The sequence below is a fragment of the Sphingomonas sp. genome (assembly GCF_031361285.1).
Lineage (GTDB): Bacteria > Pseudomonadota > Alphaproteobacteria > Sphingomonadales > Sphingomonadaceae > Sphingomicrobium.
Genome location: NZ_JANMCO010000036.1, coordinates 102,297 through 121,892, shown reverse-complemented (window position 1 = coordinate 121,892; position 19,596 = coordinate 102,297). Strand labels below are relative to the sequence as shown.

Genomic DNA, 19,596 nt, shown 5'->3' with positions numbered 1-19,596 from the left:
CGATGGATATCCTGCGCGACGCCGACATCGACCCCGCCCCGCTGCTGAACAAGCGCGTGGCAATCGTCGGTTTCGGCAACCAGGGCCGCGCCCAGGCGCTCAATCTGCATGATAGTGGCGTCGATGTGGTCGTGGCTTTACGCGGCGGGTCGTCGAGCTCGACCGAAGCGCTGGGCCACGGGCTCGAGGTCGCGCTGGTCGCGGATGCGGTGGCGTCGGCCGACCTTGTCATGCTGCTGGCGCCCGACGAAATCCTCGGCAGCCTGTATCGTGAAATCGAGCCAAGCATTCGCCCCGGCGCGGCGCTCGGCTTCAGTCACGGCCTCGCGATTCACTTCCATTTCGTCGCCCCGCGCGACGACCTCGACGTGTTCATGGTCGCACCCAAGGGGCCGGGAACCGCGCTGCGGTCGCTCTACCAGCAAGGCGACGGGATGATCGCGCTGTGGGCGGTGGCGCAGGACCGCAGCGGCGCGGCGCGCGCATTAGCGCTCGCGTACGGGCGCGCGATCGGCTGCGCGCGCGCCGGATTATTGGCCTCAAGCTTCGCCGAGGAGTGCGAAGCCGACCTGTTCAATGAGAGCGCCGTGGTGTGGGGCGCGGTGCCCGAAATCCTCATCGCCGGCTTCGACACGTTGGTCGCCGGCGGCGTGTCCCCACAAGTCGCCTATATGGAGTGCGTCGGCGAATTGAAGCTGATTGCCGACTTGATCGAGGCGCGCGGCATCGCCGGGATGCGCGAAGCGATTTCCAACACCGCCGAACTCGGCGCGACACTGGGCGGCCCGCGGATCGTCGATGCCGGCGTTCGCCAGCGGATGGCCGAAGTGCTGACCGAAATCCGCGCCGGGAAATTCGCCAACGCCCTGACGCGCGAGGAAGCAGACGGCTATCCGCGGCTCGAACAGGCGCGCGCCGAAGCCCGCGCCCTGCCGGTCGAGCAAGCGTTCAGATCGTTGCGGCCCAAGCCCTAGCCGACCACCTCGTCAACGGGGACTGGGCGGTCGCCAACCAACGCACGTTCCAGATAGGCGCGCTGCAAATGGCGGTGCGCTTCGGCGGCATGGTCGTCGGTTGCGGCGAGCGCCAACTCAAGCTCCTCGGCGGCGCGCCGCGCGTAATAGACGCGGTCTCTCTCGGCCATGGCCCCGGCTCCTATCGCGAAGATCGGTGCATAGCCTATGCAGTCGGCAAAGTCGCCCGCCAACAAGCGTCAGGCAAACGCACGCACGATGCTCATTCCGGCAACGACTCCGCCAATCGCCAACAGCACCGATGCGGCGACATAAGCGAATGCCGTCGCGGGTTCACCGCGTTGCCACAATAGCACCGCATCGACACTAAAGGCCGAGAAGGTGGTGAAACCGCCGAGCAGTCCGGTCATCAGGAACAGCGAAATGGAATCCGCCCCGCCGATCGACCGCGACAGGATCCAGCCGGCCAGCGCGCCCGCCGCAACGCCGCCCAGGACATTCACCACCAGCGTTCCCCACGGAAAGCTGGGTGGCAGCCACAGCCGGGCGGCGTGATAAGTCGCAAAGCGCAAGACCGAACCGAACCCTCCGCCGACAAACACGAGAAAGTATGGGTTGGTCATTTCCGCTCCGCCAATGTTTCGATCTCCTCTGGCGAGCTTGACGCGCATGTGGGCGAGAAACAAGCCGTCCGCGAATGTCCGCAAAGTGTCGAAAGCGGACGTTTGGGGGCAGAAACCGCGATCTCACGATCATAATTTGATTTTAATCAAACCATCCTATTCGGGTCGAATGGCCGCCGCCCAATCAGACCGGCGCAATGCGCCCCGCAATGACGATCCCGAGCTTCGGGGACGGAGAAGCGAGCCGCGCGCATACATTTTGTTGCCCGCGGCCGTCGAAGATCTTGGTGGCCGCAACAGCGTCAGGCTGTTGGACGTCTCTCGCACCGGTGCCCGGCTAGAGGCTGGCGACTTGCCCGCAGTGGGGAAGGACATCATCTTGAAGTGCGGCGCGATCGATACACTTGGAACGGTTGTTTGGACCATCCACGGACGATGCGGGATCCATTTTGACGAACCACTTCGCGGGCAGGATCTGATTGCGCTTCGCGCCCTCGCAGCGTCGGTAGAGCATTCCGGGATGACGCCCGATGAACTGCAAGCAACGGCCGACTGGGCGGGCGGTTTCGTCCGCTAGGCTGAACGCCCGCCGGTTAGGGCTCGCTTGCGGCCGCCTCAGTTGGAAAGCGGAATATGGTCGGCGCTGATCATGTATCAAACGGCCAAAAGACGGTGCGCGGCGTTTAGCCAGGCCGCGGTATTGCCGATCCGCTCTTCCGACAGACCGATCAACAACAGAATCGCGGCGCCGATGAGGGTGGCCGGATGGACTGTGCGGCGGCTGGCGATGTCGTAGGCGACCACGGACGCGATCGCCCCCAGGAAGATGGACAAACCGAAGGCGCTGATTTCCGGAATACGGCCGATCGCAGCCCCGATCAGCCCGAGGCTTCCCAGGATCACCCAACGTTTGTGATAGTCCGGCTTGGAGCGCAGCAGCATTGCGCCGCCCGCGAGGAGCCCGAACATCGCCAGATCGGCCAGTTCGCCGTAGAAAAAGGACAATGCCGCATCGCCGCCGCCGGCGCGAACGTCGTGAATCGTATCCCGCGCCGCCACGACGGTCCCGAGGGTCAGCATTGGCAGGATCAGCCAACCGGCGAACGAACCAACTTTCCGATGCGCCTTGAGCCGTTTCGTCGCAGCGAGAAAGGTTTGGCTGACCAACAATCCGGTCCAGGCGAAGAAGAATGCGCCGTGAATGTGAACGATCAGCGGCTTCGCGAATGTTCCTCGCGCCACGGGAAGAAAAAAGGTTCGTGAAAACCCGGTCAGCACGATGGCAGCGAAGATCAGGTTGAAGACGATAAAGTAACCGTGCAGCTTGCGCGGTCGCCGGTCGCTTCGGCGAGGGATGGTCCCCGCGCCCTGGTCAGATTCTGCCATGGGGTTGCGCCCGCCTACGCCCCAGCTGTCCGATCACGCCAAGCCAGTCCCGCCGCGGTGGCGGGATCTGGCAAGCACGGCGGAATCGCGGACCGGCTTAGGTCGAACTCGCGAATCCGCACTGCTTTTGCTCCATCGCAATCTGCTTGGTGATGCGGGTGGCGTTTTCCGAATAGGCCGTCGTCACGGAACCGTGATTGACGGTCTTGCCGCGCATCGGGCTGACTGCTTGGCAGATGTGGAAGACATGCGGCGTCGCGGCTGTCTTGGCGCCGTTCTCCGGAGCGATCCAGTAGACGACATCCTGGCCAGCCGGGTGGGCGGCATCCTTGGTCGCTTCAGCCACCGTGGCCGAGTCCTTGGCGATGTCCTGCGCCTGGGCCGCGACCTCGGGTGAACAGGCCGTGGTCGGCTGACTGGCTTTGATCTGGTCCGCGCACTTGTTCATGTCCTGGGTGTATTGCTCGACCGAGGGCGGGTTCCAGCTGACCCCGATCAGCGTCGCGACCACGGCCAGGACGGCGCCGACGCCGCCGGCAATCTTCTTGTTCTTGGGGTCCATGTCCTTGTCCATGAAGATCAGGACCACCAGCGGCAGGAAGGCGATCAGGGTGATGATCGCGCCGAGCTGGTTCTGGACGAAGAATTTGACCGGCTCGGACTTGGTGGCTGGATCCTGCTTGTTGGCCGCCTTCCACATCAGGCTGCCGGCGATGGCGAAGATAGCGATCCCGACCAGGATGCCGATCAGCAGCGGCAGGTTGCCGTGGTCGAACTTGTGTTGACGGAGCAAGACGATGCCGGCGATCTCACCGCCGATGGCGACGATCCACGCCAGCGCGGCGAAAATGCGCAAGCGCTTGGCGGCCGATGCCTGGCCTTGCGTCGCCCGCCATTCCTTGGTGACGTCGACCTCTGCGGGCGGCTTGTTGTCGGACATGTTCAGATCCCCTTTTCGACACTGCTGCACGATGGACGTCGAACGGGCGGCTTACCCCGTCGGGTCCACGTAGCTTCACACGACTTCAGGCTACGGGAGTGCACTCCTGTCCGCAATGGGTGGATCGCAGACATTACGCATGGGCGGCTGGTCGCGGCCAAAGGCAATGATGTCACCGTGACGGGCCGCCTATCGGCGCCCGAACAGTTTCTCGATCTCGCCGTGGCCGAGTTTGACCCAGGTCGGGCGGCCGTGATTGCACTGGCCCGAGCGCGGCGTGACTTCCATTTCGCGCAGCAAGGCGTTCATCTCGGCGACCGACAAGATGCGCCCGGCGCGGACCGAGCCGTGACAGGCGATGGTCGCGGACACGAGGTCGAGCTTGTCGCGGAGGCCGAGCGCCTGGCCGAGTTCGGCAAGCTCGGCGGCGAGATCGGTGAGCAGACCGCGGACATCGGTCGTTCCGAGCGGGGCGGGTGTGGCGCGGACCAGCATCGCCGCCGGGCCGAAGCGTTCGACTTCCAAACCCAGCGCGGCGAGGTCGGGGATGGCGGCTTCGAGGCGATCGCAATCGGGCTCATCGAGTTCGACCACTTCGGGGATCAGCAGGGTTTGCGGGGCGACGCCAGCTCCCTCCCCGCGAGCCCGGCGCATCCGCTCGAGCACCAGCCGCTCGTGGGCGGCGTGCTGGTCGACGATCACCAGCCCGTCTTCGGCCTCGGCGACGATGTAGGTCGCCGCCACCTGCCCGCGGGCAACGCCGAGCGGGAAACTCGGCACCGGTTCCGTCGCCGCTTCGGCGCGGGCGGCGGGCTGGGATTCAAACAAAGCGCGGGCCTCGGCCAACATCGTCGCCCCGGCGAACGCCGGGGCCCCAGGGAGATATTGCCCATTCGGCATGAGATCCCGGCTTTCACCGGGATGACGGTACGTTTCGCTATTGGTCCACATCACCGGCGCGGCGGCCTGGTCATGGACGGCGCTGCGATGGCCGGCTTCGTCGAGCGCGTGGCGGAGGCCGCCGACGATCAGCCCGCGGACCGCTGATGGATCGCGAAAGCGGACCTCGGTCTTGGCCGGGTGGACGTTGACGTCGACATCCTCGAGCGGGACGTGGAGAAACAGCGCGGCAATCGGGTGGCGATCGCGAGCGATGAGGTCGCGGTAGGCGGCACGCAGGGCGCCGACCAGCAACCGGTCCTTCACCGGCCGCGCATTGACGAACAGGAATTGCTGGTCGGACAGGCCGCGATTGAAGGTCGGCAGGCTGATCACGCCGGTCAGGCCGAGGCCGTCGCGAGCGCAATCGATGCCGATGCCGTGACGGTCGAGTTCGTGGCTGAGGATCTCGGCGACCCGCGCCGGGGCGCTCGCCGGCTGCAGCGACAGGATGCGCCGCCTGTCATGTTCGAGGCTAAAGCCGACGTCCGGGCGGGCCATGGCGAGGCGCTTCACGACATCGAGGCAGGCGGCATATTCGGCGCGGGGCGAGCGCAGGAACTTACGGCGGGCGGGGACCTTGGCGAACAATTCCTCGACCTTGACCCGGGTGCCGGGCGGCAGTGCCGCTGGCCCCTCGCCCACTTTGGCACCGTGGTCGATAGCAATTCGCCAGCCATCCGCGCTGCGCATCCGGCTTTCCAGGGTCAAGCGCGACACGCTGGCGATCGACGGCAGCGCTTCGCCGCGAAAGCCGAAGCTGGTCACCCGGTCGATGGCGCCGTCGGGCAATTTCGAGGTCGCGTGCCGCTCAAGCGCGAGGGCCAAGTCGGCCGGTCCCATGCCGCTGCCGTCGTCGATCACTTCGATCAGGTCGATGCCGCCGCCGGCCAGCCGGATGGCGATCGTCCCCGCGCCCGCGTCCAGTCCGTTTTCGACCAGTTCTTTCAAGGCGCTCGCCGGCCGTTCGACCACCTCGCCGGCGGCGATGCGATCAATCAGTTCGGAAGGCAGCAGCGTTATTGACATGTTAAGGGTCCTAGCCCAATCGAATCACTTCCGCGAAGGGTTGATTTTCACCGGAATTTACAACGCGTTCACGGGTCGGGGTTTACTTATTCGTGAATGGGTTAGCGGCATCGTTAACCGCCAGTCGCGGATAAAACGAAAGACATAAAACGGATGTTCTGGGCGCGCTGGTTCAAATGGATGTCGCACGACATGGCGATCGATCTCGGGACCGCCAACACTTTGGTCTATGTGCGCGGGCGCGGCATCGTCCTCAACGAGCCGTCGGTGGTGGCGATCGAGACCATCAACGGGGTCAAAAGGGTCAAGGCCGTCGGCGTCGACGCCAAGCTGATGATGGGCAAGACGCCCGACCAAATCGAGGCCATCCGGCCGTTGCGCGACGGAGTCATCGCCGACATCGATGTCGCCGAACAGATGATCAAGCATTTCATTCACAAGGTCCAAGGCGGCAAGATGCGCGCCTGGCGTTTTCCCGAAATCGTCATCTGCGTGCCATCGGGATCGACTTCGGTCGAACGCCGCGCGATCCGCGACGCCGCGTCCAATGCCGGCGCCAGCTCGGTCTATCTGATCGAGGAGCCGATGGCGGCCGCGATCGGCGCCGACATGCCGGTCACCGAACCGATTGGATCGATGGTCGTCGACATCGGCGGCGGCACCACCGAAGTCGCCGTGCTGTCCTTGCGCGGCCTGGCCTACACCACGTCGGTGCGGGTTGGCGGCGACAAGATGGACGAAGCGATCAGCTCCTACGTCCGGCGCAACCATAATTTGCTGATCGGCGAAGCCACTGCCGAGCGGATCAAGAAGGAAGTCGGCATCGCCAAGCCGCCGGTCGACGGCATCGGCAAGACCGTCCACATCAAGGGCCGCGACCTGGTCAACGGCGTCCCCAAGGAAATCTCGATCAACCAGGGGCAAATCGCCGAGGCGCTGTCGGAGCCCGTTGGCACGATCGTCGAAGGGGTCCGCATCGCGCTTGAAAATACCGCTCCCGAACTCGCCGCCGATATCTGCGACCAGGGCATCGTGCTGACCGGCGGCGGCGCGCTGCTGCAGGGCCTCGACGAGGTGCTGCGCGACGAAACCGGCTTGCCAGTCACCGTCGCCGACGATCCCCTGACCTGCGTTGCGCTGGGCACCGGCCGGGCGCTCGAAGAAGAGCAGTTCCGCGGTGTGTTGCAAACCGCCTGACGGGCGCTGAACGATGGCGCCGCCGCGTCCGGGCTGGTCGAGACGCGCTCAATACGGGCTGTTTTTCAGCTTCCTGGCGGTTATGGCCGGGCTGGTTACCGGCGTCTTGCTACTCGCATTGTCGCTGCTTGCCCCCAATAGTTTTGAAACGGTGCGCGGTGCCGCGCTCGATGTCACCGCGCCGATCAGCGGCGCCCTTAACGAAGTCGCTTCGACTGCTGAGGGACTAGTCAGCGGCGCCGGCAATTATTGGGATGCCGCGCACCAGAACGCCAAGCTCAAGGCCGAGCGCACGAAAATGCTGCAGCGGATGATCGAAGCCAAGGCCATCCTGCAGGAAAATGGGCAGCTCAAGGCCGCCTTGCAGCTGCGGGAGCACAGCCGCGCCGCCATCGCCGCCGGTCGGATCGTCGGCTCATCGCTGAGCAGCCCGCGCCGGTTCGCGGTGCTGTCGGTCGGCACTGGCGATGGCGTCCAGGTCGGCATGCCGGTGCGCTCCCCCGATGGGCTGATCGGCCGGATCATCGACGCCGGCCGGCTGGCGTCGCGCGTGCTGCTGATTTCCGACCGCTCGAACATTGTCCCGGCGCGGATCCTGCGCGGCGGGCAACCGGTCATTTCCCAAGGGCGCGGCGACGGTACGGTGGACTTGAGGCCGCTGGAAGTCGGACACAATCCCTTTCGCCGTGGCGATATCGTCGTCACTTCAGGTACTGGCGGGCTTTATCCGCCCCTGGTGCCCATCGCCCGGGTGGTCCGCCTCGACGACGACGGCGCGATCGCGGTACCGCTAGCCGACCCCGTCAACACCAGCTTCGCGGTGGTCGAAGCGCCGTTCGAGCCTGAAGCCCAAGCAACCGAGCCTTTGCCGCTCGCGGAGGCACCGTGATGGTTCGCGCCGCGCTCAGTTCGGGACGACGCATCGGGCAAGGTCCACGCCCCACCGCGCCCTATATTCCGGCGATTTCAGTCTTCGCCGGCACCATGCTGTCAACGCTGCCGCTGGTTTCGACCAGCGGCTGGTATCCCGACCTCGGTTTCCTGGTGCTGATCGCCTGGCGGTTGCTGCGGTCGGATCCGTGGCCGGCGTGGTGGGCGGCGCCGCTGGGTTTCGCCAATGACCTCGTCACCGGCGCTCCTTTAGGCATGTCGGTCGTATTGTGGAGCGCCACCATGGTGCTGCTCGACCTTGTCGACCGGCGCACGATGTGGCGTGATTATTGGATCGAGTGGGGCCTCGCGGCGCTGTTGCTGTTGCTCGGTGAATGCTTCGAATATTGGATCGCCAGCCTGACCGGCCCGGCCGGAGCCTTCGCCACGATCCTGCCGCCGCTGCTGATTGCGATATTTGTGTTCCCGATCGCGGCCTGGCTGGTGGGCCGGATCGATCGCTGGAGACTTGGTCGATGAGCAAAGTTCCAACGAGCAAGCGACCGGTAAAACGCGGGCCGTTACGGAACGGCAAGCGCGTCACGTCGGCCCACCAGTCAATGACGTTTTCGCGGCGGATGCTGCTTACCGGCGGCGCCCAGGTGGGGGTCGGCGCGGTGCTCATCGGCCGGCTCGGTTGGCTGTCGGTGGCCGAGAACGAGCATTATCAATTGCTGTCCGAAAGCAATCGAGTGCAATTGATTATCGTGCCCCCGCGGCGCGGCTGGGTGGTCGACCGCCGCGGCAAGCCGATCGCGATCAACCGCAGCGATTTTCGAGTCGATCTTATCCCCGAGCAGGTCGAGAACTTCGAACAGACGCTGAAGACGCTGGCCCAACTGCTCGACCTCAGCATCGACGATGTCGACCGCATTCTCAGGGATATGAAGGCGGCACGTGGCTATCAGCCGGTCCAGGTCGCCGAGAACGTCCCATACGAGAATTATGCGAAGGTCGTTGTTCGGCTGCCGGAACTCCCGGGGGTCCAGCCAATGCGCGGATTCTCGCGCTTCTATCCCGACGGGCCGGCGGTGGCGCACTTGGTCGGTTATGTCGGCGCCGCGTCGGCCAAGGATTATGAGCGCGACAAGAACCCGCTGCTGATTACGCCGGGCTTCAAGATCGGCAAGGAAGGCCTTGAAAAGACTCTCGAAAGCAGTCTGCGCGGAACGCCCGGCGGGCAGCGCGTCGAACTGACCGCCCGCGGCAAACTGGTGCGCGAGCTCGAGCCCAAGCCCGACCGCAGCGGCAATACCGTCCAGCTGACCATCGACCAGGGGCTTCAGCAATATGCAGCGCGGCGAATGGGCGACCAATCGGGGGCGCTGGTCGCCATGGACGTGGCAAGCGGCGATCTATTGGCCTTCGTGTCCATGCCTGCGTACGACCCAAACAGTTTCAGCAGCGGTATCGGCCGGACCGAATGGCGGGTCTTGTCCGAGAACGATCATATTCCGCTTCTCAACAAGGTCACACAAGGTCTCTATCCGTCCGGATCGACGATCAAGCCGGCCATGGCGCTGGCCTTCCTAAAGCAGGGTATTGACCCCAGCCGACGCGTTAATTGTCCAGGTGGCTTGAGGATCGGCAATCGCTACTTCCGGTGCGACGCGGTCCATGGGTTGATGGACATGCATCAGGCGATCGAGCGCAGCTGCAATACCTATTTCTGGGCGACCGGCCTGATCACCGATCCTGGGCAGACCACCGAAATGGTTCAGTATTTGGGCTATGGCCAGCACTTCGATTTGCCGATCCCGACCCAGCGCTTTGGCACGATGCCAAACCCGGAATGGCTTCGGAAAAAGTATAATCGCGAATGGCAGGGCTATGACACGGCCAATACCTCGATCGGCCAAGGTTACGTCCTGATCAATCCGATCCAGCTGGCGGTTATGCCGGCGCGACTAGCGTCGGGTAAATTGCTTGAGCCGCGCTTGCTGATGGCCGCCAAGCGAAAGCCGATAAGCGACCTCGACGTCGATCCGGACCATCTCGAGTTTGTCCGAAAGGCCATGGCTGCAGTTGTCAACGAACACGGCACAGCAGTCGGGTCGAAGCTTCCGCTCGACGGCATCCAGATGGCGGGCAAGACGGGAACCGCCCAGGTTTTCAAGCTTGGGAACCGCGGCCATCAATCGAATTGGGCTCTTCGTGACCATGCGCTTTTTGTTGCTTTTGCGCCGGCCGACAAGCCGCGGTTCGCCATCGGTTGCATCATCGAGCATGGCGGTTTTGGCGCTTCGGCCGCGGCACCGATCGTGCGCGACACGATGACCTATTTATTCGACCAGCAGAAGGCCATGGACGCCCTCGCCCCCCTTGAGCGGCAGTGGGGCGGGACTCTCGCCGAGCGCAACGCCCGCCAGGCCGCGCAATTCAAAGCCCTCGCCGCTGCCAGGCGACTAACCGCATGATCTCCTCGGCAATCATTCCGCAGCCGCTGGCCAAGCTGCCGTGGCGGCTGATCTTCCTCGTCGCCGGGATCGCCATGGTCGGCTTGCTGACGCTTTATTCGGCGGCCGGCGGTTCGATCCGGCCGTGGGCGCTCAAGCAAGCGATCACCTTCCTCGTCTTCCTGTGCATCGCGATCGGCATGTCGTGGATCAAGGAGACGACGATCAAGAGCATCGCCTTCCCGCTCTATGGTGCGGTGCTGGTGATGCTGGTGCTGGTCGAGCTTCTCGGGTTCGTCACCAAGGGTGCCCAGCGCTGGCTCGATATCGGCGTCATCCGCCTGCAGCCGAGCGAGTTCATGAAACCGGCGATCGTGCTGGTGCTGGCCCGCTTCTACGACCTGCTGCCGGCCGGCGACATCCGCAAATGGCGGGCGATCTGGCCGGCGGCGGCGCTGATTGGCGTGCCCGCGGTCTTGATCCTGGTCCAGCCGGATCTCGGGACCTGCATGATGATCGTGCTGGGTGGCATCACCATGATGTTCATCGCCGGCGTGCCGATGCGGCTGTTCCTCGCCGGCGCGGCGGCGGTCGCGGTGGCGGCGCCGATCGCGTTTTCGATGATGCACGATTACCAGCGCAAGCGCGTGTTCATCTTCATGGACCCCGAAAGCGACCCGCTCGGCGCCGGCTATCATATCAGCCAGTCGAAGATCGCGATCGGGTCGGGCGGCATCTTCGGCAAGGGCTTCTTGAACGGCAGCCAGAGCCACCTCGACTATCTGCCCGAAGGCCATACCGACTTCGCCTTCGCAACCATGGTCGAGGAATGGGGCCTGGTCGGCGGCTTGCTGGTCATCCTCGCCTTCGGCGCGGTGATCCGCTGGGGGATGATGGTCAGCCTCAATGCCCGCAGCCGCTTCGCCCAGCTCGCCGCCGCCGGCCTGTCGGCAACCATCTTCTTCTACGTCTCGATCAATCTGATGATGGTCATGGGCCTGGCGCCGGTGGTCGGCATTCCGCTGCCGCTGGTCAGCTTCGGCGGTTCGGCGGTGATGACCGTGATGCTGTGCCTCGGTTTGCTAATGGCGCTCGAGCGGCAGCAACGAACGACGTCGAAGCTGGTTTGACCGGCCGGGTTGATGCACGAAAAATGGTGGATCGGCTCGGGCTCGAACCGAGGACCATTCGATTAAGAGTCGAACGCTCTACCAACTGAGCTACCGATCCACGCTGTAGGGATGGCGGGCATATAGCGTGGTACGTCAGTCCTACAAGTGGTTGGTCACACGCATCCGAACGATAGACTCAGCTGGTCTAGTTTAGGGTGCCCAACCTCGATTTGGGGTTTCTCTTAGTTATTGAAATTAGATATTTTCATTTCGGTTAAGCAACGATTACGCTTACTCAGCGGGTCCCAGGTTCGAACCCTAGTGCGTGCCGCTTAAGCGCGGCGATGGACTCGTGCACTATTTCGGGATCGCGCAAGGCGAAGGCCAGCTGAAAACTGCCCTGCAGGGTCGCCAAAAAGGAACGCGCGCGGATCAACGCGTCCGCGGCGTTCAATCCCGTGGCTTCGAATAATCGCCCGATCCAGCTGCACTGGCGGGCGGCCATTTCTCCGGCCAACGGTGCAAGCGAATCGTCGGAAAGGCGGAGATCGCGGGCAAGCCCGACGAGCGGGCAGCCGACCGACGCATAAACGTCGGCAGAGCTGGCCGAGGCATCGAGAAAGGCCTCCAGCCGCAACTCTGGGTTTGCGTCGGGCAGCAGCGAGTCCAGAGCCACATCGATACGCTTGAGCCAATGGTCAACGACCGCTCTGACGAGATCCTCCTTGGTGCGGAAATAGTAAAAGACGTTTCCTACCGGCACGTCAGCGTCGCGGGCGATGTTGGCGATCGACGTTGCCTGCAGCCCCTCGAGGTGAAAAAGTTTCACCGCGGACTGCACCAAACGCGCCCTCTTGTCCGTACTTTTCCTGCCCATCGCTTTTCCCGAAATGTTAGTTGACCAACTAACTATCATGGAATAGCGAAGGTGCAAGTCGCTCGGTTTGAGGTCGAAGATGAGCCAATCACCCGACATGACTGAAACCACCGGAACGCCAGACGAAGGCGTGGCGGATGACGTATCGCCGCCGACCGACGCGCCTGCCGAAACATTCCCCGAAGCAGAGGCGTTTGCTGCACCGGTCCACGGTGGCGACATCGTCAAGCGCCATCGCCTGTCGACCCGGCTGTGGCATTGGACCAATGCGCTGGCATTGTTCGTCATGCTGCTGAGCGGGCTGATGATCTTCAACGCCCACCCCCGGCTGTACTGGGGACAATATGGCGCCAATTTCGACACTGCCTGGTTCGAGATCGGATCCCACGGCAATGAAGGTTTCGCCAAGCTCGGCGCGCTCCAGGTCAAGACCACCGGGCTGCTCGGAGCCTGGCCGGATGTCCATGGCGTCATCCAGCATCGCGCCTTTCCCTATTGGCTGACGATTCCCTCGACCTACAGCCTGGCCCATGCGCGGCTGTGGCATCTGGCCTTCGCCTGGATCCTCGCGATCGGCCTGATCGGCTACCTAATCATCTCGCTGGTCAACCGCCACGTCCAGCGCGACCTGGCGCCGACAAGGGAGGAGATCGCACCGTCGCACATTTGGCGGGACATCAAGGATCATGCCCGGCTGCGCTTCCCGACCGGGGCCGCGGCGGCGCGTTACAACATCCTCCAGAAGCTCAGTTATGGAGCGGTGCTGTTCGTCTTCCTGCCGCTGATCGTCCTGACCGGGCTGACCATGTCGCCGCAGATGGACTCGGGCTGGTCGTTTCTCCTCGACATCTTCGGCGGGCGGCAGTCGGCGCGGTCGATCCATTTCATTGTCGCCTGGCTACTGGTCGGGTTCTTTTTCGTGCATGTCGCGATGGTGGTTCTGGCGGGGCCATTCAACGAAGTGCGGTCGATGATCACGGGTCGGTATCGGCTGCCTCAGGAGAAAGGTGCGCAGCCATGAACGGCATCGACCGCCGCTCGCTGATCGCCGGGATCGCCGGATTCGGCGGCCTGTCGCTCGCCGGATGCGACCGGCTCGACCGGTCACCCGCTTTCAAGGCGATTCTCCAAAGCTCGGAGAAGCTGCACTACCGCGCGCAGCGGATTGTCGCCGGGCGCGACACGCTGGCCAGGGAATATTCGGTGGCGGACATGTCGCCGCGGTTCCGGGTCAATGGCACGGCCATGCCCAACACACCCGAATATGCGGCGATGGTGGCGAACAATTTCGCTGATTATCGGCTAGTCGTGGACGGGCTGGTGGCGCGTCCGCTGGCGCTTTCGCTCGGCGACCTCATCCGCTTCCCCCAGCGTGCCCAGATCACCCGCCACGATTGCGTCGAAGGCTGGTCGGCAATCGGCAAATGGCAGGGGCCGCAACTGGGTCCAATCTTGCGCCTGGCGGGCTTGTCGACCCAGGCCAATTTCATCGTCTTCCACTGCGCCGACTCTATCGGGGCAGCCCAATATTATGAATCGATCGACATCGTCGATGCATTCCACCCGCAGACAATCCTGGCCCTGTTGATGAACGACCAAAAGCTGCCGATCGGCCACGGCGCGCCAGCCCGCCTGCGGGTCGAGCGCCAGCTTGGCTACAAAAATGCCAAGTTCGTGATGCGGATCGAGGCCCGCCGCCGCATCGACGATTTGTTCGCTGGTAAAGGCGGCTATTGGGAAGATCATGGCGATTACGCCTGGTATGCGGGAATTTGACGATGCGCGCTGGCTCCGCTCTCATCGCAGGAATCGCCCTGGTGTCTTGCTCGCCGGGCGCATCGGCACCGATGCCACGGGCAGGCCTGGCGCCGATCGTTATCGAACTTTACCAGAGCCAGGGTTGCTCGAGCTGCCCGCCGGCCAATGCCGCGCTCAACGCGATCGCCTCCGACCCGGCTGTCCTCGCGCTTAGCTTTGCGGTGACCTATTGGGACCAACTCGGGTGGAAGGACGGCTTCGCCAGGCCGGAATATACGCAGAGGCAATATGATTATGCTCATGCCGCGAGCGGCAATCGCGTTTTCACGCCGCAATTCGTAATCAATGGCGTGAACGCGGGAAGCCAAGCGAGCTCGCTACGCCAGGCTGCCGCAAAAGCGGGTTCGCCCAGGAACGGACCGATAATCGCCATATCGGGCAGCGCGGTGGAAATCGGCGCGGCGAAGGCTCAAAGGCCCGCGACCGTTTGGCAAGTCACTTACGACCCCCGTGTCCGCAATGTCGCGATCCGGGCGGGGGAGAATGGCGGCCGCACACTGCCCCACCGCAATATTGTCACGCGACTCAAAGCGCTGGGGACGTGGTCCGGTCCAGCGCGCCATTTTGCGCTTGCCGTGCCGAAGGATCCGGCGTTGCGCAGCGCGATTTTCGTCCAACGCGGCAAGGGCGGGCCGATCATCGCCGCGCGCAAAATCTGACTCCGCGCGGACCGATCGATGTTCCTGCTAGCCGGCTTATTCTTCCTCACCGCCCTGCTTTACGCCGTCGCCGGATTTGGCGGCGCGTCAACCTATACCGCACTGCTCGTGCTGGTGGGTTCAGACTATCGGGCGATCCCGGTCATTTCCCTGTTGTGCAATATCCTGGTGGTGTCGGTCGGCACCTGGCGCTTCGCCCGCGCCGGCCACCTCGACGTCAAGCGATCATGGCCATTGTTCGTGACTTCGGTCCCGGCGGCCTGGCTCGGCGGACGGCTAGTCATCGGTGAGACCTTGTTCGTTGGCCTGCTCGCGGCGGCGCTGCTGATCGCCGGCCTGCTGATGCTGTGGCAGCCCTATTGGGAGCACGCGTCGCAATCGCCACGAACCGGCGCCAGCTGGGTCGAACCGGTCGCCGGCGGAGTGCTGGGTTTTGTCGCCGGCGTGGTCGGGATCGGCGGCGGGATTTTCCTCGCGCCGTTGCTCTACCTGTTGCGCTGGGCCTCGCCCAAGGCGATCGCCGCGACCTGCGCCGCCTTCATCCTGGTCAATTCGATCTCCGGCCTGGTCGGCCAAGCGAGCAAGGGCCTTGCCGTGGCCGGCGCCGTGATCGGCGACCATCTCTGGCTGTTCCCGGCGGTAATCGTTGGCGGCTTGATCGGTTCTGCTGTGGGCAGCGGGCGGCTCGACCCCAAATTGCTGCGGATCGTCACCGCGCTGCTGATCCTCTATGTCGGGGTCAGGCTCGCGCTCCGCTGGTGGGGGGCGATTCACGGAGGCGCCGGATGATCGACGCATACGGGCGGACCATCACTTATTTGAGGTTGTCGGTCACCGACCGCTGCAACTTGCGTTGCACTTATTGCATGCCCGCGGCGATGCGGTTCCAACCGCGCGTCGATCTGCTCGATTGGGATGAGCTCGGCGCTGTTGCCGACGCCTTCGTCGCGCTTGGCGTTCGGCGCTTGCGCCTGACCGGCGGCGAGCCACTTGTCCGCAAGGGGTTCGTCGAGTTCGTCGGCCGCCTGTCGCGTCACCTGGTCTCGGGCGCGCTCAACGAAATCACCATGACCACCAACGGCACCGAGCTTGAACGCCATGCCGAGGCGCTCGCCAGGAACGGCATCCGGCGGATCAATGTCTCGCTCGACAGCCTTAACCCGACGCGCTTCGCCCAGATCACGCGCGGCGGGCAGATCGACCGGGTCATTGCCGGGATCGACGCGGCGCTGGCGGCCGGGATCGCGGTCAAGCTCAACACCGTCGTGCTGCGCAACGACAATCTGAGTGAGGTCGTTGAATTGGCCGAGTGGGCGCACGGCCGCGGCGCTTCGATCAGCTTCATCGAGGTCATGCCGTTGGGCGATGTCGAGCAATCACGCATCGACCAGCATGTCCCGATGGCCGCTGCTCGCGACCTTCTCGACCAGCGCTGGACCTTGACCCCGAGCGCGGCGCAGACGGGTGGGCCGGCGCGATATTTCACCACCGATGAGGGTGGGACAATCGGCTTCATCACCCCGCTGAGCGAGAACTTCTGCGGTGGCTGCAACCGCGTGCGGGTGACCGCGACCGGCCAATTGTGCTTCTGCTTGGGTCAAGACGAAGGGGTCGACCTGCGCGCCATGCTCCGCAATCACGCCCCGACCGAACCGCTCGAAAACGCGATCGCTGCTGTGATCTGTCGCAAGCCGCTCGGACATGATTTCCGCATCGCCGCCCAAGTCACCGGTGCAGTCAATCGGCACATGTCGGTCACCGGCGGGTGAAATTGCGGTTCTTCGGGCGGCTGCGCAGCCTCGTTGAGGACGGTGAATGCGACATCGACTTGCCGCCCGATGTTGCCACCACCGAAGCCGTGCGGAGCTGGTTCGGGCGCGACCATCCCGACCTGCTCGACCAATCGGTCCGCATGGCCCTTGATGATTCCCTCGTGCTGGGGGATGCGCCGCTTGGCGCCGCCCGCGAAATCGCCTTCCTGCCGCCGGTGTCGGGCGGATGATCGGCATTGCAACCGACGCGATCGACCCGCCTTCGCTGCTCGCCGAGTTCATCGCGACCGCCAGGGGCGCCGGCGGAATCGCCTCCTTCACCGGGGTGGTGCGGGGCCTGAACGAAGGCCGCGCGGTCGAGAAACTATGGCTCGATTTCCATGAACGAATGACTCCAGCAGCGCTGGAGGGAATTGCCGCCGATGCCCGGACCCGTTTCGCGCTCTTGGCGATCGCAATAGTGCACTGCGTCGGCGAAGTTTGCCCCGGCGAGCCGATCGTGTTCGTCGCCGCCGCCGCGCCGCGTCGCCGCTTAGCCTTCGACGCGGTCGATTATGCAATGGACAGAATCAAGACCGAAGCGCCATTCTGGAAACGCGAGACCCACACTGGGCGGGATCATTGGATCGAAGCGCGGTCCTCGGACCAAATGGATCGGGCTCGCTGGGAGGAGACGCACTGAGCGCGAGGGAGTTCATTCCTGTCGGGATCGCGGTGATGACCGTTTCCGACACCCGCACCGACGAGACCGACACGTCGGGCCGCTATCTCGCGTCCGCCATCGCCGAGACCGGCCATCGCCTTGCGGGCAAAGCCATCGTCCCCGACGATGCGCAGCGGATCGCCGCGCAAATGCGCGAATTCTGCCATGACGGAGCGGTTGACGTGATCATCTCGACCGGCGGCACCGGGCTCACCAGGCGCGACGTCACGCCAGAAGCGGTGATGCCGTTGTTCGACAAGGTGATCGAGGGTTTCGCGGCGGTGTGGCACCGGGTCAGTTATGATTCCATCGGCCTGTCGACCATCCAGTCGCGGGCCTGCGCCGGGGTCGTCAATGGCCGCTTCGTCTTCTGTTTGCCGGGGTCGAACGGGGCGGTCCGCGACGGCTGGACCAAGGTCATCGCGCCCCAGCTCGACCATCGCACCCGCCCGTGCAACCTGATCGAGATCATGCCGCGCCTAATGGAGTCATGAGCGACCTCACCCACTTTGGCGGCGACGGGCGGCCCCGCATGGTCGATGTTTCGTCCAAGTCGGTAAGCGACCGGGTGGCGATTGCGCGCGGGTTCGTGTCCGTGCCGGACGCCTTGCTTGCACGCATCGCCGACAAGATGATCTCCAAAGGCGACGTGATCGCGGTCGCCGAGCTTGCCGGGATCATGGGCGCCAAACGAACCGCCGAGCTGATTCCACTGTGCCACCCACTCTCGCTGGATTCGGTCGAGGTGCGAATTTGCCCGGCGGAGGGGGGACTGGAGATCACGGCACAGGCAGCCACGGCCGCGCGCACCGGCGTCGAAATGGAGGCGATGACCGCCGTCGCGGTCGCCTGTTTGACGCTTTACGACATGTTGAAAAGCGCGGCGCGCGACATCCGGATTGAGCGCGTCGAACTGATTGAGAAACGCGGCGGAAAATCGGGGACGTGGCGGCGGGAATGACCCCGCTCCTGCCACTCGACGAGGCGCGGCGCATCCTGCTCGACGGACATGGCGCGCTCGGCAGCGAGATCGTTTCGTTGGCGGACGCTTCAGGCCGAACGCTCGCCGAAAATGTCACTGCTCGACACGACCAGCCGCCGGCGCCCACTTCCGCCATGGATGGCTATGCAGTGCGCGCGGCAGACTCGATGCAAGGCGCGCGTCTCCGGCTCGTCGGCGAGGCGCCAGCGGGCGCGCCGTTCGCCGGCCTGCTGGGACCAGGCGAATGCGTCAAAATCGCAACCGGGGGGATCGTTCCCGACGGCGCCGATCGTATTGTCATCCAGGAAAACGTGGCGAGCGCTGGCGGCGTCGTGACGATCGTCGACTCCTCTGGACCGCCGTTCGTTCGGCCGGCGGCGATGGATTTCGCTTATGGCCAGATCCTCGTCGAGGCCGGCCAGCGCCTTGGTCCAGCCGCGATCGGCTTGATCGCCGCGGCGGGACTGGCCGAGGTCGCGGTCGCTCGCCGTCCGCGTGTCGCAATCCTGGCGGCCGGCGACGAGTTGCGCGATCCTGGCCAGCCACTAGCTCCGGGAGCGATCTACAATAGTGCTACTTTTGCGCTCGAGGCGCTGGTCGAAGAATGGGGCGCAATTGCCATTCGCCCTGTCGTCTTGCCCGACGATTTGGACCGCATTGTCAGCGCGATCCGCACGCTGGAAGACAGTGCCGACCTGATCGTGCCGCTTGGCGGAGCCTCCGTCGGAACCCGCGACCTCTTCCGACCGGCATTCGAAATGGTCGGTGCCAAGATGCTGTTCTGGGGCATCAATGTGGTTCCCGGCAAACCGTGCTGGCACGCCCGTCTGGCCGATGGGCGACCCGTCCTGGGCCTGCCCGGCAATCCGTCTTCGGCGTTCGTTTGTGCGCATTTGCTCCTCCGGCCCCTGATCGATCTTTGTCTCGGTCGGGATCCGGCGCCGAGCATGGCCCTGCAAATCGCCACGCTGACCGATGCGATTGGTGAAAATGGCGCGCGCGAGGCGTGGCTTCGAGCGCATGTGGCGATTGATGCTGCGGGACGAGCGCTGACGACCGTCGATCCGCGCCAGGACAGCGGCCTGCAAACTCCATTGTTGTCCGCGAACGCTCTGGTCAGACGCCTGCCATTCTCGGCGCCGTGCGCGGCCGGATCGACGGTCCAGTTCCTGCCATTTTCCCGTCCTTAAAGACCGCGCATCGGCGGTGGCGATGGTCGAGCACTTGGAAACGACGTTCGAGCCGCACGCTTAATCAGC

At 64.3% G+C, this 19,596-nt stretch carries 23 protein-coding genes and 1 tRNA gene; 17 read left to right on the top strand and 7 right to left on the bottom strand.

The genetic code is table 11. The annotated features are described in order from the left end of the window. Window positions 1-2 precede the first annotated feature (2 nt). Window positions 3-974: a ketol-acid reductoisomerase gene (ilvC, locus tag RMO25_RS04035; RefSeq protein ID WP_309661315.1), complete on the top strand. Its 972-nt coding sequence runs from the start codon at window positions 3-5 to the stop codon at window positions 972-974. Here ilvC and RMO25_RS04030 read toward each other — a convergent pair. Next, window positions 971-1,144 carry a hypothetical protein gene (locus RMO25_RS04030; RefSeq protein WP_309661314.1) on the bottom strand — a complete coding sequence of 58 codons (174 nt, stop codon included), beginning with the start codon at window positions 1,142-1,144 and terminating at the stop codon, window positions 971-973. The genes ilvC and RMO25_RS04030 overlap by 4 nt on opposite strands. 69 nt (window positions 1,145-1,213) lie before the next feature. Further along, complete coding sequence (locus RMO25_RS04025; protein ID WP_309661313.1) at window positions 1,214-1,597, bottom strand: CrcB family protein; 384 nt, start codon at window positions 1,595-1,597, stop codon at window positions 1,214-1,216. Window positions 1,598-1,682: 85 nt separating this feature from the next. Between RMO25_RS04025 and RMO25_RS04020 the strand changes: the two genes are divergently transcribed. After that, window positions 1,683-2,174 (top strand): PilZ domain-containing protein, encoded by a 492-nt coding sequence (locus RMO25_RS04020; protein WP_309661312.1) that lies wholly within the window; start codon window positions 1,683-1,685, stop codon window positions 2,172-2,174. A 77-nt stretch (window positions 2,175-2,251) separates the two neighbouring features. Here RMO25_RS04020 and RMO25_RS04015 read toward each other — a convergent pair whose 3' ends face one another. The 3 genes from RMO25_RS04015 to mutL form a co-directional block, all read right to left on the bottom strand. Next, complete coding sequence (locus tag RMO25_RS04015; RefSeq protein WP_309661311.1) at window positions 2,252-2,983, bottom strand: hypothetical protein; 732 nt, start codon at window positions 2,981-2,983, stop codon at window positions 2,252-2,254. 97 nt (window positions 2,984-3,080) lie between these two features. Next, window positions 3,081-3,923, bottom strand: a complete 843-nt coding sequence (locus RMO25_RS04010; protein WP_309661310.1) for a hypothetical protein — start codon at window positions 3,921-3,923, stop codon at window positions 3,081-3,083. Window positions 3,924-4,112: 189 nt separating this feature from the next. Next, entirely contained in the window at window positions 4,113-5,891 is a 1,779-nt protein-coding gene (mutL, locus tag RMO25_RS04005; protein ID WP_309661309.1) for a DNA mismatch repair endonuclease MutL, read from the bottom strand. A 153-nt stretch (window positions 5,892-6,044) separates the two neighbouring features. Between mutL and RMO25_RS04000 the strand changes: the two genes are divergently transcribed. Genes RMO25_RS04000 through rodA form a run of 5 tightly spaced genes read left to right on the top strand, consistent with a single transcriptional unit; the run spans window position 6,045 to window position 11,544 of the window. Beyond that, window positions 6,045-7,088: a rod shape-determining protein gene (locus RMO25_RS04000; protein ID WP_309661308.1), complete on the top strand. Its 1,044-nt coding sequence runs from the start codon at window positions 6,045-6,047 to the stop codon at window positions 7,086-7,088. A 13-nt stretch (window positions 7,089-7,101) separates the two neighbouring features. After that, a complete protein-coding gene (mreC, locus tag RMO25_RS03995; RefSeq protein WP_309661307.1) occupies window positions 7,102-7,977 on the top strand; it encodes a rod shape-determining protein MreC in 876 nt (291 codons plus the stop codon). Beyond that, entirely contained in the window at window positions 7,977-8,498 is a 522-nt protein-coding gene (mreD, locus tag RMO25_RS03990; RefSeq protein WP_309661306.1) for a rod shape-determining protein MreD, read from the top strand. Before mreC ends, mreD begins: the two co-directional genes overlap by 1 nt. Beyond that, a complete protein-coding gene (gene mrdA / locus RMO25_RS03985; protein WP_309661305.1) occupies window positions 8,495-10,435 on the top strand; it encodes a penicillin-binding protein 2 in 1,941 nt (646 codons plus the stop codon). Before mreD ends, mrdA begins: the two co-directional genes overlap by 4 nt. Then, window positions 10,432-11,544 (top strand): rod shape-determining protein RodA, encoded by a 1,113-nt coding sequence (gene rodA / locus RMO25_RS03980; protein ID WP_309661304.1) that lies wholly within the window; start codon window positions 10,432-10,434, stop codon window positions 11,542-11,544. The genes mrdA and rodA overlap by 4 nt, the downstream gene beginning before the upstream one ends. Before the next feature lie 24 nt (window positions 11,545-11,568). Here the strand turns inward: rodA and RMO25_RS03975 are convergent. Then, window positions 11,569-11,644, bottom strand: a tRNA-Lys gene (locus RMO25_RS03975). Between the two features lie 177 nt (window positions 11,645-11,821). After that, window positions 11,822-12,460: a TetR/AcrR family transcriptional regulator gene (locus RMO25_RS03970; RefSeq protein ID WP_309661303.1), complete on the bottom strand. Its 639-nt coding sequence runs from the start codon at window positions 12,458-12,460 to the stop codon at window positions 11,822-11,824. Between the two features lie 40 nt (window positions 12,461-12,500). On the opposite strand from RMO25_RS03970, the gene RMO25_RS03965 reads away from it, so the two are divergent. From RMO25_RS03965 to RMO25_RS03920, 10 genes are all read left to right on the top strand, one after another. Further along, window positions 12,501-13,424, top strand: coding sequence for a cytochrome b/b6 domain-containing protein (locus tag RMO25_RS03965; RefSeq protein WP_309661302.1), 924 nt, complete (start codon window positions 12,501-12,503; stop codon window positions 13,422-13,424). Next, window positions 13,421-14,179, top strand: a complete 759-nt coding sequence (locus RMO25_RS03960; RefSeq protein WP_309661301.1) for a molybdopterin-dependent oxidoreductase — start codon at window positions 13,421-13,423, stop codon at window positions 14,177-14,179. The genes RMO25_RS03965 and RMO25_RS03960 overlap by 4 nt, the downstream gene beginning before the upstream one ends. Before the next feature lie 71 nt (window positions 14,180-14,250). Next, on the top strand, window positions 14,251-14,880 hold the full coding sequence (locus RMO25_RS03955) for a DUF1223 domain-containing protein (RefSeq protein ID WP_309661300.1): 630 nt from the start codon (window positions 14,251-14,253) through the stop codon (window positions 14,878-14,880). Window positions 14,881-14,898: 18 nt separating this feature from the next. Beyond that, window positions 14,899-15,669, top strand: coding sequence for a sulfite exporter TauE/SafE family protein (locus RMO25_RS03950; RefSeq protein WP_309661299.1), 771 nt, complete (start codon window positions 14,899-14,901; stop codon window positions 15,667-15,669). Continuing rightward, entirely contained in the window at window positions 15,666-16,649 is a 984-nt protein-coding gene (gene moaA / locus RMO25_RS03945; protein WP_309661298.1) for a GTP 3',8-cyclase MoaA, read from the top strand. The genes RMO25_RS03950 and moaA overlap by 4 nt, the downstream gene beginning before the upstream one ends. After that, a complete protein-coding gene (locus RMO25_RS03940) occupies window positions 16,646-16,882 on the top strand; it encodes a MoaD/ThiS family protein (protein WP_309661297.1) in 237 nt (78 codons plus the stop codon). The genes moaA and RMO25_RS03940 overlap by 4 nt, the downstream gene beginning before the upstream one ends. After that, entirely contained in the window at window positions 16,879-17,334 is a 456-nt protein-coding gene (locus RMO25_RS03935) for a molybdenum cofactor biosynthesis protein MoaE (protein WP_309661296.1), read from the top strand. Before RMO25_RS03940 ends, RMO25_RS03935 begins: the two co-directional genes overlap by 4 nt. Then, complete coding sequence (gene moaB, locus RMO25_RS03930; protein WP_309661295.1) at window positions 17,274-17,849, top strand: molybdenum cofactor biosynthesis protein B; 576 nt, start codon at window positions 17,274-17,276, stop codon at window positions 17,847-17,849. The genes RMO25_RS03935 and moaB overlap by 61 nt, the downstream gene beginning before the upstream one ends. Next, window positions 17,846-18,316 carry a cyclic pyranopterin monophosphate synthase MoaC gene (moaC, locus tag RMO25_RS03925; protein WP_309661294.1) on the top strand — a complete coding sequence of 157 codons (471 nt, stop codon included), beginning with the start codon at window positions 17,846-17,848 and terminating at the stop codon, window positions 18,314-18,316. Before moaB ends, moaC begins: the two co-directional genes overlap by 4 nt. Then, window positions 18,313-19,527 carry a molybdopterin molybdotransferase MoeA gene (locus RMO25_RS03920; RefSeq protein ID WP_309661293.1) on the top strand — a complete coding sequence of 405 codons (1,215 nt, stop codon included), beginning with the start codon at window positions 18,313-18,315 and terminating at the stop codon, window positions 19,525-19,527. The genes moaC and RMO25_RS03920 overlap by 4 nt, the downstream gene beginning before the upstream one ends. Window positions 19,528-19,596 lie beyond the last annotated feature (69 nt).

Bases quoted from the DNA above. Each gene is read 5' to 3' on its own strand.
- mrdA (WP_309661305.1), top strand. From the start codon at position 8,495: ATGAGCAAAGTTCCAACGAGCAAGCGACCGGTAAAACGCGGGCCGTTA.
- RMO25_RS04000 (WP_309661308.1), top strand. From the start codon at position 6,045: ATGTTCTGGGCGCGCTGGTTCAAATGGATGTCGCACGACATGGCGATC.
- mreD (WP_309661306.1), top strand. From the start codon at position 7,977: ATGGTTCGCGCCGCGCTCAGTTCGGGACGACGCATCGGGCAAGGTCCA.
- RMO25_RS04025 (WP_309661313.1), bottom strand. From the start codon at position 1,597: ATGACCAACCCATACTTTCTCGTGTTTGTCGGCGGAGGGTTCGGTTCG.
- mreC (WP_309661307.1), top strand. From the start codon at position 7,102: ATGGCGCCGCCGCGTCCGGGCTGGTCGAGACGCGCTCAATACGGGCTG.
- ilvC (WP_309661315.1), top strand. From the start codon at position 3: ATGGATATCCTGCGCGACGCCGACATCGACCCCGCCCCGCTGCTGAAC.
- RMO25_RS03960 (WP_309661301.1), top strand. From the start codon at position 13,421: ATGAACGGCATCGACCGCCGCTCGCTGATCGCCGGGATCGCCGGATTC.
- RMO25_RS04015 (WP_309661311.1), bottom strand. From the start codon at position 2,983: ATGGCAGAATCTGACCAGGGCGCGGGGACCATCCCTCGCCGAAGCGAC.
- RMO25_RS03950 (WP_309661299.1), top strand. From the start codon at position 14,899: ATGTTCCTGCTAGCCGGCTTATTCTTCCTCACCGCCCTGCTTTACGCC.
- moaC (WP_309661294.1), top strand. From the start codon at position 17,846: ATGAGCGACCTCACCCACTTTGGCGGCGACGGGCGGCCCCGCATGGTC.
- mutL (WP_309661309.1), bottom strand. From the start codon at position 5,891: ATGTCAATAACGCTGCTGCCTTCCGAACTGATTGATCGCATCGCCGCC.
- RMO25_RS04010 (WP_309661310.1), bottom strand. From the start codon at position 3,923: ATGTCCGACAACAAGCCGCCCGCAGAGGTCGACGTCACCAAGGAATGG.
- RMO25_RS03920 (WP_309661293.1), top strand. From the start codon at position 18,313: ATGACCCCGCTCCTGCCACTCGACGAGGCGCGGCGCATCCTGCTCGAC.
- rodA (WP_309661304.1), top strand. From the start codon at position 10,432: ATGATCTCCTCGGCAATCATTCCGCAGCCGCTGGCCAAGCTGCCGTGG.
- RMO25_RS03955 (WP_309661300.1), top strand. From the start codon at position 14,251: ATGCCACGGGCAGGCCTGGCGCCGATCGTTATCGAACTTTACCAGAGC.
- RMO25_RS03965 (WP_309661302.1), top strand. From the start codon at position 12,501: ATGACTGAAACCACCGGAACGCCAGACGAAGGCGTGGCGGATGACGTA.
- RMO25_RS03935 (WP_309661296.1), top strand. From the start codon at position 16,879: ATGATCGGCATTGCAACCGACGCGATCGACCCGCCTTCGCTGCTCGCC.
- RMO25_RS04030 (WP_309661314.1), bottom strand. From the start codon at position 1,144: ATGGCCGAGAGAGACCGCGTCTATTACGCGCGGCGCGCCGCCGAGGAG.
- moaA (WP_309661298.1), top strand. From the start codon at position 15,666: ATGATCGACGCATACGGGCGGACCATCACTTATTTGAGGTTGTCGGTC.